Consider the following 13662-nt stretch of genomic DNA (forward strand, 5'->3'; position numbering starts at 1 on the left):
AGCCACCGATTAGTCGGTGGCTTTTTTTGCCGGCAGGCTTATCCCAGCAAAGCTTTCAGGTCGTTGTACAAGGCCTCGGGAATCTGAACCCCCTCCTCCAGACTGCGCACCCGCGCCTCGTAGCGCCGCTGCGATGGCAACCGCGCGCCCTGCCCTTGAATGCTCTCGAACAGCACTTCGGCACGGGCCAGGTGGTGCTCGCTGGCATCACCGAGAAAACGCTTGGGATCGAAGGCGATGATCAGCTCGCCATGGTAAGGCGATGACTTGCTGCCGGCATCGAAGGCCAATGATTCGGCGCTGGTCAGGTCGCCGATCAACGGCCCGGCGATCAGCTCCACCATTGCCGCCAGCGCCGAGCCCTTGTGCCCGCCGAACGTCAGCATCGCGCCGGCATCGAGCACCACGTTGGCATCGGTGCTTGGCTGCCCCTGCGCGTCCACGCCCCAGCCCTCGGGAATCGCCTTGCCAGCACGCCGGTGCAGTTCGATATCACCCCGTGCAATCGCGCTGGTGGCGAAGTCGAACACAAACGGGTCCTTGCCCGGACGCGGCCAGCCGAACGCAATGGGATTGGTGCCGAACACCGGCTTGTGGCCACCGGCGGGCGCGACCCAGGCATGACTGGGATTACACGCCAATGCTACGAGGCCGGCTTCGGTCAGTTGCTCGATCTCCACCCACAATGCAGAGAAATGCACGCAACGGTTGATCGCCAGCGCGGCGATCCCATTGGTCCGGGTTTTCTGCATCAGCAATGGCAGCCCGGCCTGGAACGCCAGTTGCGAGAAGCCGCCCTTGGCATCGACACGCACAATCGACGGCGCTTGATCGATCACCAGCGGCTCGGCATCGGCCGACACTTTGCCGGCCCTGAGCGAGTTCACGCAGCCCAGCACCCGGTACAAGCCGTGGGAGGCGCACCCGTCGCGTTCGCCGGCAATCACCGTGGCGGTGACGACCTGGGCGTGGGCAAGGTTGAAACCGTTGTGCAGCAGGATCGATTCGGCCAGCTCGCGAGCTTCGGCCAGGGTCAGTCGGATCATATTCCACTCCTTGAACAGACCCTGCAGACTGGCGCACGCCACGGGTTTTGGCTTGATCGCTTTAGGCCGGTGCGATGACGAATTCGGCACACCCTCCTTGTTGCGGGCAGACAGTTCTTCGTGCGACCCGGCCCCGCGCAAAACGTTAAAAAAAATCAAAAAAATCACGTTTATCTAGCCCCGGGCCGTGGTTTTACCGTAGCCTCGATGCCATTGCGAATGCCGAATCATGAATCCTGCACAAGGCTGTCGACTGCTTTCCCATGCGTAAATTTCTGTACCTGACGTTCTCCATGGCGTTGATCGCCGCCCTGACGACCTACGCCATGTGGGCCGCGGACCGCCCGGCGGGCCATTACCTGTCCGACCTGCGGATCGACCTGGCGATCGATCAAGGCACACCCGCCGACCGAGGCAACCTGCTGGGCATCCAGCCCGAACTGTTTCCCACCGACTATCAAAGCCCCGAGCGCCTGCATCGCAAACTCGCGGCCTATCTGCAAAAGGCCCAGGAACAAGGTCTGTTGAACGACAAGACCATCGTCGTCCTGCCCGAGCACATCGGCACCTGGCTGATGGTCAGTGGCGAAAAGGATGAGCTGTACCAGGCCACCACCCTCAAGGAAGCCATGAACTGGCTGGCGGTGAGCAATCCGTTGAAGTTCGTCCGTGCACTGATCAGCGCCGAAGGCGGCAGTCGCCTGGATGACGCTCACCTGCGCATGAAGGCCAAGGGCATGGCCAAGCAATATCAGGCGTTGTTCGGCGGCCTGGCCAAGGAATTTCGCGTGACCCTGGTGGCCGGCTCCATCGTGTTGCCTGAGCCGAGCATCATCGACGGCACCCTGAAAATCGGCCGGGGGGCGCTGTTCAACAGCAGCGTTGTGTTCGGTCGCGACGGCATACCGCTTGGCCAACCTCAGCGGCAGATGCACCCGGTGTTCGAACAGCAGGATGCGATCAAGGCCAATGGCGAGCACATTCTCAGTGTCGTCGACACACCGGCCGGACGCCTGGGCGTGTTGATCGGCAACGACAGCTGGTACCCGGACAACTACCGCAAGCTCGACGAGCAACAGGCACGGATCGTCGCGGTCCCGGCGTACGTGTCCGGCCGTGGTACCTGGGATCAACCCTGGCGCGGCTATACCGGCTCATCGACACCCGGCTCCGTCAGCCTCAAGGCCGGCGAGCTCAGTGAAGGCCAGGCCTGGCATCGCCTGACCCTGACCAGCCAGGCACCTTCGAGTCAGGCGGTCGCCGGCATGAGCGTATTTCTGCGTGGGCAATTCTGGGATCAGGGCAGCGCCGGTCAAAGCTTTCTCACCAGCAACGGTCAGCATTTCGCCGACGGCAACGCCCGTGGTGCGCGCCTGCTGAACCTCTGGTTGTAAACCATGAAACCGCAGCCGATGCGCCTGGGCGATCTTTCCGTCGGCTTCGTTCACAGCCTGGCTGACGCGGTACGCAGTCATGGCCTGGACCCGCAACCGTTGCTAGAACAATACGGGCTTGATGCGGCCCGCCTCAGTGAGGCCGGTGCGCGGCTGTCGATTCCGCGCTACATGCGCCTGGGCCACAGTGCCATTGCGTTGACCAACGACCCGGCGCTCGGCTTGCGCATGGGGCAGCTCAGTCGCCTGAGCCAGGCCGGTCTGGCGGGCGTCACCGCCGCCCAGGCACCGACGGTGCGCGAGGCGGCGCGCTGTCTGATTCGCTTCGAGGCGCTGTACGGCTCCAACTATCGCGGCCAATCGAGCTTTCACGAAGATGCTCAGGGCGCCTGGCTGCGCTTCTATTCCATCAGCCCGTACAACAGCTATAACCGCTTCGTGGTGGACTCGATCATCGCCGGCTGGCTGAACCAGTTGTCCAGTGTCAGCGGCGTTGAGTTGCGCGCCGAGCGTATTGAAATCGAGTTTGAGCAACCCGACTATCACGCGGCCTACAACACTATTGGCGATTGCCCGATTCATTTCAGCGCCGAGCACAATCAACTGCGCCTGAGCCTGGCCAGCCTCGCTCAGCGCAATGCACAGCATTGCCCGAGCACCTGGCGGCACTTGCTGCAAATTTGTGAACGGGAACTGGAACAACTGACGCGCACCCGCAGCCTGCGTGAACGTATCACTCAGATGCTGGGGCCGTTGCTCAATGGTGGTCGGGAACCCGACCTGGAAGAAGTGGCGGCTCGCTTGAAGCTGCCCGTCTGGACGCTTCGCCGCAAACTGGCCGAAGAAGGCACGCAGTATCGCGCGATTCTCAATGACACTCGTCGCGACCTGGCCATGACCTACATTCGCGATACGGAATTGGCGTTCGGTGAAATTGCCTACCTGCTGGGGTTTGCCTCAGCCGAAGCCTTTCAACGCGCGTTTAAACGCTGGATGGACCAGACACCGGGCGAGTTTCGCCGCAGTCACAGGCAATCCGCCTGAAGCATTACAGCTCGGTGGCGTCTTCGGCTGGCTCCAGTGGATCCAGTTCGAATGCCTGATACTCGAGCAGTTCTTCTTGATAGTCGTCCATTTTGAATCCCCCACCGCTCGTTTAAATAGTCTGAATGATTGACCAGCGTTTTGAGCATAAAGTGCCCCCGTGAAAGAAAAATGACGCGGGTACGACGCTTCGTCGCTACTGTTTAAAACGTAGCAGGCGGTCGAAAATTTATCGAAGGATTTTTTCGAAACAAACCGCAGGACTGCGGGTTGATTGATGCGGGTCAAATATTTGCGTTTGTTCGGGACCGGCGAGCGTTCGACCGGTCCCGTTATGCCATCACTGGCCAGTGATCGGCATGGCCTGGATCGGCTCCGACGGGGGCGGAATATCGGACGGGTTGGCGGGCGGCGTGATCTTTTCCGCGACAGGTGTCGGCTCTGCGTTCGGAGTCGCGGTAATCGGTGCGGCTTCAGGCGGTGGCACGACAGGCTCGGATGCTGTTGGCGTGGCTTCGGACGTTGCTTGCGCAGCTGGAGCTGGCTGTGCCGCGGCTTCCGGGGCCAGCGATGCAGGAGCAGGAGCGGCTTGCGGCTCCGGTACGCCCAGATCGGCTTTCGGTTTATCGGGAATATGCGCCGCGTCTTTCACTTCCTTGGGCAGGAACACTTCCACCAGCGCGAAGAAACGCTCGTAGAACTTGGTCGACGAGACGGTTTCGCTGGCGACCTTGACCATCGAATCATCCGACGAACCGATCGGCATCGAGACCGACCCGAGCACGCCTACACCGAGACTGGCAGAGTTGTTGGTCTTCTTCAGCGCGTACTGGTCCTGCAGGGCGTTGGCGAACACTGTGGCGTGATGTCCGGCGCTGCCGTCTTCGGCGCAGACCACGCTGAAGCTGATTTCCATGTGGGTTTCGCCGGTCTGCTGGAAGCTCTTGTGCCCGCTGACCAGTTTTGGATCACTGCTGGTGATGATGTAGCCCTGGCTCAGCAACGCCCTGCGAGCGGCTTCACAGCTCTGGGTATCGGTGACAGGGTAATTGCGGGAGAAGGTTCCGGAATCGTCGAAGTTCTCATGCTCGTAGATGGCGGTTTTCTTCGACGAGCACCCGGCGGCAGCGGCCAGCACCAGCGCCAACCCGGCAACACGCATGGGAAATGATTTAAACATTGAACATCCTGATGAAAACGGTTCGGGGCGTATTGTGCAACAGATCGATGCTTAGCGTCGCATCGATTGTGTCTTAAACCAGTTACAGGAGTGTTGACCCCGTTATTCGGGAAACATCCCTCGCGTCTGTCGGACCCACGGCAATAAAAAACCCCGGCTGGTTGGCCGGGGTTCTTGTGTCACGCGAGATTTCAACCTGACATCAGTAACGCTTGATGTCCGCCTCGGCTTCCAACTGCTTGCGGTAAGCCGCAAAGTCTTGCTGGCCAACGCGCGAAGCGAGGAAGCGACGGTATTGAGCCTTCTCTTCTTCAGTCGGCGCGGCGGCTTCGTTGACGCCGTTCAGACGAACGATCATCAGGCTGCCATCAGGCAAAGTCACGCTGGTGAATGTCGGCTTGTCCTTGGCAGCAGGCTTGGGCATGCGGAACAGCGCCTGCAGCACAGTTGGGTCAACCCCTTCCTGAGCGCGGGTCGCTGCTTCCGTGACCTTCCAGTTCTGACCATCAACCGCTGCGTTCAGTGCAGTCTTGCCATCGCGCAGGCTGGCAATCAGCTCGTCAGCCTTGGTCTTGGCGGCAGCACTGGCGTGCTCCTTGGCCAACTGCTCGCGGATCGGACCTGCCACGCTTTCCAGCGGCAGTTGCGCAGGCTTGAGGTGCTCCTTGGCGCGCAATACCACGACGGTCTCCGGATCCAGCTCGATGGCGGTGCTGTTGGCACCCTCATCCAGCACTTCCGGGCTGAACGCCGCGGTGATCACGGCACGGTTGGCCGTAATGCCTTCACCACCGTCACGACCGAACGGCTTGGAGGTATGAACGGTCAGCTTCAGGTCTTGCGCCGGCTGGGCCAGATCGGAGGCTTCGAACGAGGCGTCTTCCAGTTGCTTGGTCGCTTCGACGAAACGCTGCTCGACCTGCTGGGTCTTCATTTCGCGGGTCAGCTTGTCTTTCAGGCTGGCGAAAGTCGGCACTTCAGGCGCTTCCACACCCAACAGCTTGATCAGGTGGAAACCGAAGTCAGTGCGAACCGGTGCGGAAACCTGATCCTTGGCCAACGAATACAGGGCTTTTTCGAACGCCGGGTCATAGACGCCAGGGCCTGCGTAGCCGAGGTCACCACCGTTGTTCGCCGAACCCGGATCCTGGGAGAACTCCTTGGCCAGCGCCTCGAAAGTCTCGCCTTTGGCCAGACGGGCCTGGATGTCTTCGATCTTGGCCTTGGCTTGCGCTTCGGTGGTCTTGTCGTTCACTTCGATCAGAATGTGCGCAGCCCGGCGTTGCTCGGACAGGTTCGCGATTTCTTTCTGATACGCCGCCTGCAGGTCTTCATCTTTCACGCTGACCTGATCGAAGAAGGAGGCCTTCTTCAGCTCCAGATAATCGATGACCACCTGATCCGGGGTCATGAATTCCTTGGCGTGTTCGTCGTAATAGGCTTTGACTTCATCGTCGGTCAGCTTCACCGCTGCCGGGTCGGCCTTGATGGTCAGGGAAGCGAAATCGCGGGTCTGTTTTTCCAGACGGGCGAAAGCCAGAACCTGTGCATCGGTGACAAAACCGCTACCCGCCAGACCGGCGCGCAGTTGGCCGATCAGCATTTCCTGAGCCAGCATCTGGCGGAACTGCATACGGCTGTAGCCGAGTTGACGAATCACCTGGTCGAAACGCTCGGGACTGAACTTGCCATCCACCTGGAACTCAGGCGTTTGCAGGATGACCTGGTCCAGAGCCGCTTCGGAGAAAGCGAATTTGGAGCTTTCTGCGCCTTGCAGCAGCAGCTTGCGATCGATCAGACCCTTGAGTGCCGATTCGCGCAGCATCTTTTCATCGAGCAAGGAAGCATCGAAATCCTTGCCCAGCTGTTGCATGAGTTGGCGGCGTTGCATATCGACCGCCTGGCTCAACTCGTTCTGGCTGATATCATCGCCATTGACCTTCGCCGCTTCATTCTTGTGCGTCGTGGCTTTGAAAATGGCGTCGAAACCGGTCAAAGCCATCAGTACAACGATGACTCCGATAATGGTCTTGGCAATCCAGCCTTGTGAATTGTCCCTGATGTTCTGCAGCATGCGTCCCCCAAAAACGGTTGAACTTCAAAAATTAGGCAACCGTGGAGCGTGGGTAGAATCCGGATAGAAGAAAGGCGCATCCGAGGATGCGCCTTCTCGTAACTGGCGGAGCGGACCGTTGGCTCGAACCTGCGAACCTCGGCATCTCGGACCGGCGACCTGCCGACTGGACTACCGCTCCGCTGCCAGGTCAGGCATGACCCCGACCCGGACAGGCAAAAAACTGAATCGAACTTAGTTGACAGCTTCTTTCAGTGCTTTACCGGCTTTGAAACCTGGTTTTTTGGCTGCTGCGATTTCCAGCGTCTTACCGGTCTGTGGGTTACGACCAATGCGAGCAGGACGATCAGTTACGGAGAAAGTACCGAAACCAACCAGAACAACGGAGTCGCCAGCCTTGAGAGCGCCAGTGACGGATTCGATTACAGCGTCCAGCGCACGGCCAGCAGCAGCTTTCGGGATATCAGCGGATGCAGCGATAGCATCAATCAGTTCCGACTTGTTCACTCTAAGTCCCCTTATATCTATTTGAGTATGATTCTAAGTTTTTTTGGTGAAAGCAAAAACGAGTGCTGAATGGCCTACAGACACTTAAGAGCCGCTTTATAACAAGGGCTCTAAAAAACTGTCAACAAGCCTCCCAGGCAAATACGTACTAATGCGTGCTAATTCTTTCCTTGGAATCGGACTCGCGTTTTTCATCCTTCGCGACAATCTCCGGAGCCACATCCGGCAAGGGCTCCGGCGCGTATTGCAGCGCAATTTGCAGGACCTCGTCAATCCATTTAACCGGTTTAATCTGGAGATCCTGCTTGATATTGTCAGGAATTTCCTTCAGATCGCGAACATTCTCTTCGGGAATGATCACAGTCTTGATTCCACCGCGATGAGCAGCGAGCAGTTTTTCCTTCAAGCCACCAATTGCCAATACTTGACCACGCAGAGTGATTTCACCCGTCATGGCTACATCCGCACGCACTGGAATACCGGTCAATGCCGAGACCAGTGCCGTGCACATGCCTACACCCGCGCTAGGACCGTCTTTCGGCGTTGCCCCTTCCGGCATGTGGATGTGCGTGTCGCGCTTCTCGTGGAAGTCCAGGGGAATCCCCAGGCTCTTCGCGCGACTACGCACGACGGTCTGGGCTGCGGTGATCGACTCGACCATCACGTCACCCAGAGAACCGGTCTTGATCAACTGACCCTTGCCCGGTACGACAGCGGCCTCGATGGTCAGCAACTCACCACCCACCTGAGTCCAGGCCAGACCGGTAACCTGACCAATCTGGTCCTGTTGCTCTGCCAGGCCGTAACGGAACTTGCGCACGCCCAGGTAGTGCTCCAGATCGTCCGCGGTGACCTTCACCGAGAAGCGTTTTTCCAGGGCATGCTCCTTGACCGCCTTGCGGCAGACCTTGGCAATCTGGCGCTCGAGGCCACGCACACCGGCTTCGCGGGTGTAGTAGCGAATGATGTCGCGGATCGCTTCCTCGTCGAATTCCAGCTCGCCTTTTTTCAGACCGTTAGCCTGAATCTGCTTGGGAGAGAGGTATTTGACGGCAATGTTGATCTTCTCGTCTTCGGTGTAGCCAGGCAGACGAATCACTTCCATCCGGTCCAGCAGCGCCGGTGGAATGTTCATGGAGTTGGAGGTGCAGAGGAACATCACATCCGACAGGTCGTAGTCGACTTCCAGGTAGTGATCGTTGAAGTTGTGGTTCTGTTCCGGATCGAGCACTTCCAGCAACGCCGACGCCGGGTCACCGCGCATGTCGCTGCCCATCTTGTCGATTTCATCGAGCAGGAACAGCGGGTTGCGGACACCCACCTTTGTCATCTTTTGAATCAATCTTCCTGGCATCGACCCGATGTAAGTACGGCGATGTCCACGAATTTCCGCCTCATCACGCACGCCGCCCAGAGCCATACGCACGAATTTGCGGTTGGTGGCGTGTGCAATCGACTCCGCCAGGGAAGTTTTACCCACCCCTGGTGGGCCTACGAGGCACAACACCGGACCACGAATCTTCTTCACGCGCTTTTGGACGGCGAGGTATTCGAGAATCCGCTCTTTGACTTCTTCCAGGCCATAGTGGTCGGCGTCGAGAATGTCTTCCGCCCGCGTCAAATCCAGGCGAACCTTGCTCTGAGCCTTCCAGGGCACCTGAACCAGCCAGTCGATGTAGGAACGCACCACGGTCGCTTCTGCGGACATCGGTGACATTTGCTTGAGCTTGTTCAGCTCGGCAGTAGCCTTGGCCAGAGCATCTTTCGGCAGGCCGGCGGCATCGATACGCTTTTTCAGCTCTTCGACTTCGTTGTGCCCTTCGTCGCTGTCACCGAGCTCTTTCTGGATGGCCTTCATTTGCTCATTCAGGTAGTACTCGCGCTGACTGCGCTCCATTTGCTTCTTGACGCGACCACGAATGCGTTTTTCGACCTGAAGCAGATCGATCTCGGCATCCAGCAATGCCAGCACGTGTTCGACACGGGCCGACAAATCGATGATTTCGAGAATTTCCTGCTTCTGCTCGATTTTCAGCGCCATATGCGCGGCCATGGTGTCTACCAGACGCCCAGGTTCGTCGATGCTGTTAAGCGACGACAGGACCTCGGCCGGGACTTTCTTGCCCAGTTGCACATATTGCTCAAATTGCGACAGCAGACTGCGCACAAACACTTCCGACTCGCGCTCGGGCGCGTCGACTTCGTCGATCAGCGAGACTTCGGCACGGCAATGGCCATCCACTTCGCTGAAGCGTTCAACGGTGCCCCGCTGTTCGCCTTCGACCAGAACCTTGACCGTGCCATCAGGCAGCTTTAGCAGCTGCAGAACGGTAGCAATCGTACCCACGCGATACAGTGCGTCTTCACCGGGATCATCGTCTGCAGGGTTTCTCTGGGCCAGCAGAAGGATCTGCTTGTCGCCCGTCATCGCGGCCTCGAGGGCTTCGATGGATTTCTCGCGCCCCACGAACAGCGGGATAACCATGTGCGGATAAACCACGACATCACGCAATGGCAGGAGAGGCAATTCGATGGTTGACTTCATGATTTCGCCTCTACGGCGGCCCTAGGGCCGGAAACAGATGGAATTAAGCGTGAAACCAAGATGGGGGCTAGTTTCAAAAAAAACAAGCGGATAAAAAAACGACTTGAAAGATTGTCCGGTCACGGCCCGAACCTGGAGCCGCTTCAGAAAACTGTCGACCGCCTCAGCGCCCTCAAAGGCAGCTTGGTGCCCATAAAAGCAAAGGGGCCCGAAGGCCCCTTCTTTGTACCGACTGCGCGACGCTTAAGCGTCTGGCGCGGCCTTGGCAGGTTTCTCATTGTTCTCGTAGATGAACAATGGTTGAGACTTGCCTTCTATAACGCTTTCATCGATCACTACTTTACTCACATCGGATTGCGATGGGATTTCATACATAGTGTCGAGCAATACACCTTCGAGAATCGAGCGCAGACCACGGGCACCGGTTTTGCGTTCCAGAGCGCGCTTGGCAACTGACTTCAGTGCGTCGGAACGGAATTCCAGGTCCACACCTTCCATCTCGAACAACTTGGCATATTGCTTGGTCAGAGCATTTTTCGGCTCGGTGAGAATCTGCATCAATGCAGCTTCATCAAGCTCGTCAAGCGTGGCAAGTACCGGCAGACGACCGACGAATTCCGGGATCAGACCGAACTTGACCAGATCGTCAGGCTCGACTTCACGCAGGGATTCGCCAACTTTCTTGCCTTCTTCCTTGCTGCGCACTTCCGCGTTGAAACCGATGCCACCCTTGGTGGAACGGTTTTGGATGACCTTCTCCAGACCGGAGAATGCACCACCGCAGATGAACAGGATGTTACGGGTGTCAACCTGAAGGAACTCCTGCTGCGGATGCTTGCGGCCACCTTGCGGCGGAACGGAAGCAACCGTGCCTTCGATCAACTTGAGCAGAGCCTGCTGCACGCCCTCACCGGAAACGTCCCGGGTGATGGACGGGTTGTCAGACTTGCGCGAGATCTTGTCGATTTCGTCGATGTAGACAATGCCCATCTGGGCCTTTTCCACGTCGTAGTCACATTTCTGCAGCAGCTTCTGAATAATGTTCTCGACATCTTCACCCACGTAACCGGCCTCGGTGAGGGTGGTTGCGTCGGCGATCGTGAACGGAACGTTCAGCAGGCGGGCCAGAGTCTCGGCCAGCAGGGTTTTACCCGAGCCAGTCGGGCCGATCAGCAAGATATTGCTTTTGCCGAGTTCGACGTCGTCAGCCTTTTTGTCACGCTGGTTCAGGCGCTTGTAGTGGTTGTACACCGCTACGGCCAGAACCTTTTTGGCACGCTCCTGACCAATCACGTATTGATCAAGGATGCCGCTGATTTCTTTAGGCGAAGGCAATTTATGCGCGCTGCTCTCGGCCTGTGCTTCCTGCACCTCCTCACGGATGATGTCATTGCACAGGTCGACGCACTCGTCGCAGATAAAGACCGAGGGGCCGGCAATCAATTTGCGTACTTCATGCTGGCTTTTGCCACAGAAGGAGCAATAGAGCAGCTTGCCGTTGTCCTCGCCGTTGCGGGTGTCAGTCATTCGTTCGATCCAAATCCGATAGGCTTGCAACACAAGATGAAGGCTATTGCGGGCTTTTTCAAGCCCGCCGGTGATCAGACAAGCCGACCAGCCTTATTTTGAGCCGCTTATTTTAAGCTGGGCGCTGGGTGATCACTTCATCGATCAGGCCGTATTCACGAGCGGCTTCCGCACTCATGAAGTTGTCGCGGTTGGTATCGCGCTCGATTTCTTCAAGGGTGCGCCCGCTGTGCTTGGCCATCAGCGTGTTGAGACGCTCACGGATGAAGAGGATTTCCTTGGCGTGGATTTCGATATCCGAAGCCTGGCCCTGGAAACCGCCCAGCGGCTGGTGAATCATCACTCGGGAGTTCGGCAGGCAGAAACGCTTGCCAGGTGCACCGGCAGTCAGCAGAAACGCGCCCATGCTGCACGCCTGACCGATGCAAGTGGTCGACACGTTGGGCTTGATGAACTGCATGGTGTCGTAGATCGACATGCCGGCGGTCACCGAACCGCCTGGGGAGTTGATGTAGAGGTGGATGTCCTTGTCCGGGTTTTCCGCTTCAAGGAACAGCAACTGCGCACAGATCAGGTTGGCCATGTAGTCCTCTACAGGGCCCACCAGAAAGATCACTCGCTCCTTGAGAAGGCGCGAATAGATGTCGTAGGCGCGTTCGCCACGAGCAGACTGCTCGACAACCATCGGGACCAGGCCGCCTGCGGCCTGGATATCAGAGTTCTGCTGAATATACGAATTACGGAACATGCTCTGCAGTCACTCCCAAAATAGTTAGGTCTTGAAAACGCATAAGCCAGCACGAATGCTGGCTTATGGTGTGTACTTCTTAACGCAGGAACAATCAGTCGGCTTTTGGAGCTTCTACCGGCTTGACCGCTTCTTCGTAAGAGACCGATTTGTCGGTCACGCTAGCTTTCTGCAGAACAGTATCCACAACTTGCTCTTCCAGCACAACCGAACGGACTTCGTTCAGTTGCTGGTCGTTCTTGTAGTACCAGGAGACGACTTGCTCAGGCTCTTGGTAGGCCGAAGCCATTTCCTGAATCATTTCGCGAACGCGGGTTTCGTCAGGCTTGAGATCGAATTGCTTGACCACTTCAGCCACGATCAGACCCAGTACCACGCGGCGCTTGGCTTGCTCTTCGAACAGCTCGGCCGGCAGTTGGTCAGGCTTGATGTTGCCACCGAACTGCTGAACAGCCTGCACGCGCAGACGGTCAACTTCGTTGGACAGCAGAGCCTTTGGCACTTCGATCGGGTTGGTGGCCAGCAGACCGTCCATTACCTGATTCTTGACCTTGGACTTGATGGCCTGACGCAGTTCGCGCTCCATGTTCTTGCGAACTTCGGCGCGGAAACCATCGATACCGCTTTCCTTGATGCCGAATTGAGCAAAGAACTCTTCGTTCAGCTCTGGCAGTTTTGGCTCGGAAACGCTGTTCACGGTGACGGTGAACTCAGCGGTTTTGCCAGCCAGGTCCAGGTTCTGATAGTCCTCTGGGAAAGTCAGGTTCAGAACGCGCTCTTCACCGGCTTTAGCGCCGACCAGGCCATCTTCGAAGCCAGGGATCATGCGGCCGGAACCCAGAACCAGCTGGGTACCTTTGGCGGAACCGCCAGCGAATACTTCGCCGTCAACCTTGCCAACGAAATCGATGTTCAGTTGGTCTTCGTTCTGAGCGGCACGATCAGCCACTTCGAAACGGGTGTTCTGCTTGCGCAGGATGTCCAGCATCTTGTCCAGATCGGCATCAGTCACGTCAGCGCTCAGGCGCTCTACGTTGATACCGTCGAAACCGGCAACGGTGAACTCAGGGAACACTTCGAATACGGCTACGTATTCCAGGTCCTTGCCCGCTTCCAGGGATTTTGGCTCGATCGATGGCGAACCAGCCGGGTTCAGCTTTTGCTCAACCACTGCTTCGTAGAAGGAAGACTGGATCACGTCGCCTACAGCTTCCTGGCGAGCTTCAGCGCCGAAACGACGCTTGATTTCGCTCATTGGCACTTTGCCTGGACGGAAGCCAGCAATCTTGGCCTTTTGGGCAGTCTGCTGCAGACGCTTGTTGACCTGAGTCTCGATGCGCTCAGCCGGCACGGTGATGCTCATGCGGCGCTCAAGAGCAGAAGTATTTTCAACAGAAACTTGCATGGATATTCCTCGTTGCACAGACGTTGGCCGGCCGTTTCCGACCCCAGAATCAAGGGCATGCATTCTAGAGGGTCAAACTCAAGAAGTCACCCTACTGAAAACGGGTAAAAACGCAGCAGGCAATTTATAGGTGCGAATGCACGGATGCACCTCGCCCCGATGGCAAATACAGCCAATCATGCCAGGGCTCTG

At 57.7% G+C, this 13662-nt stretch carries 10 protein-coding genes; 2 read left to right on the plus strand and 8 right to left on the minus strand.

Annotation, left to right across the window (positions count from 1 at the left end; all coding sequences use genetic code 11):
• Positions 1–38: 38 nt before the first annotated feature.
• Positions 39–1046 carry an Ldh family oxidoreductase gene (locus tag DKY63_RS09670; RefSeq protein ID WP_110963879.1) on the minus strand — a complete coding sequence of 336 codons (1008 nt, stop codon included), beginning with the start codon at positions 1044–1046 and terminating at the stop codon, positions 39–41.
• A 263-nt stretch (positions 1047–1309) separates the two neighbouring features.
• On the opposite strand from DKY63_RS09670, the gene DKY63_RS09675 reads away from it, so the two are divergent.
• Complete coding sequence (locus tag DKY63_RS09675; RefSeq protein WP_110963880.1) at positions 1310–2440, plus strand: nitrilase-related carbon-nitrogen hydrolase; 1131 nt, start codon at positions 1310–1312, stop codon at positions 2438–2440.
• Positions 2441–2443: 3 nt separating this feature from the next.
• Positions 2444–3484 (plus strand): AraC family transcriptional regulator, encoded by a 1041-nt coding sequence (locus DKY63_RS09680; RefSeq protein WP_110963881.1) that lies wholly within the window; start codon positions 2444–2446, stop codon positions 3482–3484.
• Between the two features lie 340 nt (positions 3485–3824).
• Here the strand turns inward: DKY63_RS09680 and DKY63_RS09685 are convergent, their stop codons facing one another.
• From DKY63_RS09685 to tig, 7 genes are all read right to left on the minus strand, one after another.
• A complete protein-coding gene (locus tag DKY63_RS09685; RefSeq protein ID WP_110963882.1) occupies positions 3825–4664 on the minus strand; it encodes a DUF2242 domain-containing protein in 840 nt (279 codons plus the stop codon).
• 202 nt (positions 4665–4866) lie between these two features.
• Positions 4867–6738: a SurA N-terminal domain-containing protein gene (locus DKY63_RS09690; RefSeq protein ID WP_110963883.1), complete on the minus strand. Its 1872-nt coding sequence runs from the start codon at positions 6736–6738 to the stop codon at positions 4867–4869.
• A gap of 234 nt (positions 6739–6972) precedes the next feature.
• Positions 6973–7245 (minus strand): HU family DNA-binding protein, encoded by a 273-nt coding sequence (locus DKY63_RS09695; protein WP_002552737.1) that lies wholly within the window; start codon positions 7243–7245, stop codon positions 6973–6975.
• A gap of 148 nt (positions 7246–7393) precedes the next feature.
• A complete protein-coding gene (lon, locus tag DKY63_RS09700) occupies positions 7394–9790 on the minus strand; it encodes an endopeptidase La (protein WP_110963884.1) in 2397 nt (798 codons plus the stop codon).
• A gap of 243 nt (positions 9791–10033) precedes the next feature.
• On the minus strand, positions 10034–11317 hold the full coding sequence (gene clpX, locus DKY63_RS09705) for an ATP-dependent Clp protease ATP-binding subunit ClpX (protein ID WP_110963885.1): 1284 nt from the start codon (positions 11315–11317) through the stop codon (positions 10034–10036).
• Between the two features lie 112 nt (positions 11318–11429).
• Positions 11430–12065: an ATP-dependent Clp endopeptidase proteolytic subunit ClpP gene (gene clpP / locus DKY63_RS09710; RefSeq protein WP_017339698.1), complete on the minus strand. Its 636-nt coding sequence runs from the start codon at positions 12063–12065 to the stop codon at positions 11430–11432.
• A 94-nt stretch (positions 12066–12159) separates the two neighbouring features.
• Positions 12160–13470: a trigger factor gene (gene tig, locus DKY63_RS09715; protein WP_110963886.1), complete on the minus strand. Its 1311-nt coding sequence runs from the start codon at positions 13468–13470 to the stop codon at positions 12160–12162.
• Between the last annotated feature and the right edge of the window lie 192 nt (positions 13471–13662).

The organism is Pseudomonas putida (assembly GCF_003228315.1).
Classification (GTDB): domain Bacteria; phylum Pseudomonadota; class Gammaproteobacteria; order Pseudomonadales; family Pseudomonadaceae; genus Aquipseudomonas; species Aquipseudomonas putida_S.

Coding starts and splice junctions, on each gene's coding strand:
- clpP (WP_017339698.1), bottom strand. CDS start 12,065: ATGTTCCGTAATTCGTATATTCAGCAGAACTCTGATATCCAGGCCGCA.
- tig (WP_110963886.1), bottom strand. CDS start 13,470: ATGCAAGTTTCTGTTGAAAATACTTCTGCTCTTGAGCGCCGCATGAGC.
- DKY63_RS09690 (WP_110963883.1), bottom strand. CDS start 6,738: ATGCTGCAGAACATCAGGGACAATTCACAAGGCTGGATTGCCAAGACC.
- DKY63_RS09670 (WP_110963879.1), bottom strand. CDS start 1,046: ATGATCCGACTGACCCTGGCCGAAGCTCGCGAGCTGGCCGAATCGATC.
- lon (WP_110963884.1), bottom strand. CDS start 9,790: ATGAAGTCAACCATCGAATTGCCTCTCCTGCCATTGCGTGATGTCGTG.
- clpX (WP_110963885.1), bottom strand. CDS start 11,317: ATGACTGACACCCGCAACGGCGAGGACAACGGCAAGCTGCTCTATTGC.
- DKY63_RS09675 (WP_110963880.1), top strand. CDS start 1,310: ATGCGTAAATTTCTGTACCTGACGTTCTCCATGGCGTTGATCGCCGCC.
- DKY63_RS09680 (WP_110963881.1), top strand. CDS start 2,444: ATGAAACCGCAGCCGATGCGCCTGGGCGATCTTTCCGTCGGCTTCGTT.
- DKY63_RS09685 (WP_110963882.1), bottom strand. CDS start 4,664: ATGTTTAAATCATTTCCCATGCGTGTTGCCGGGTTGGCGCTGGTGCTG.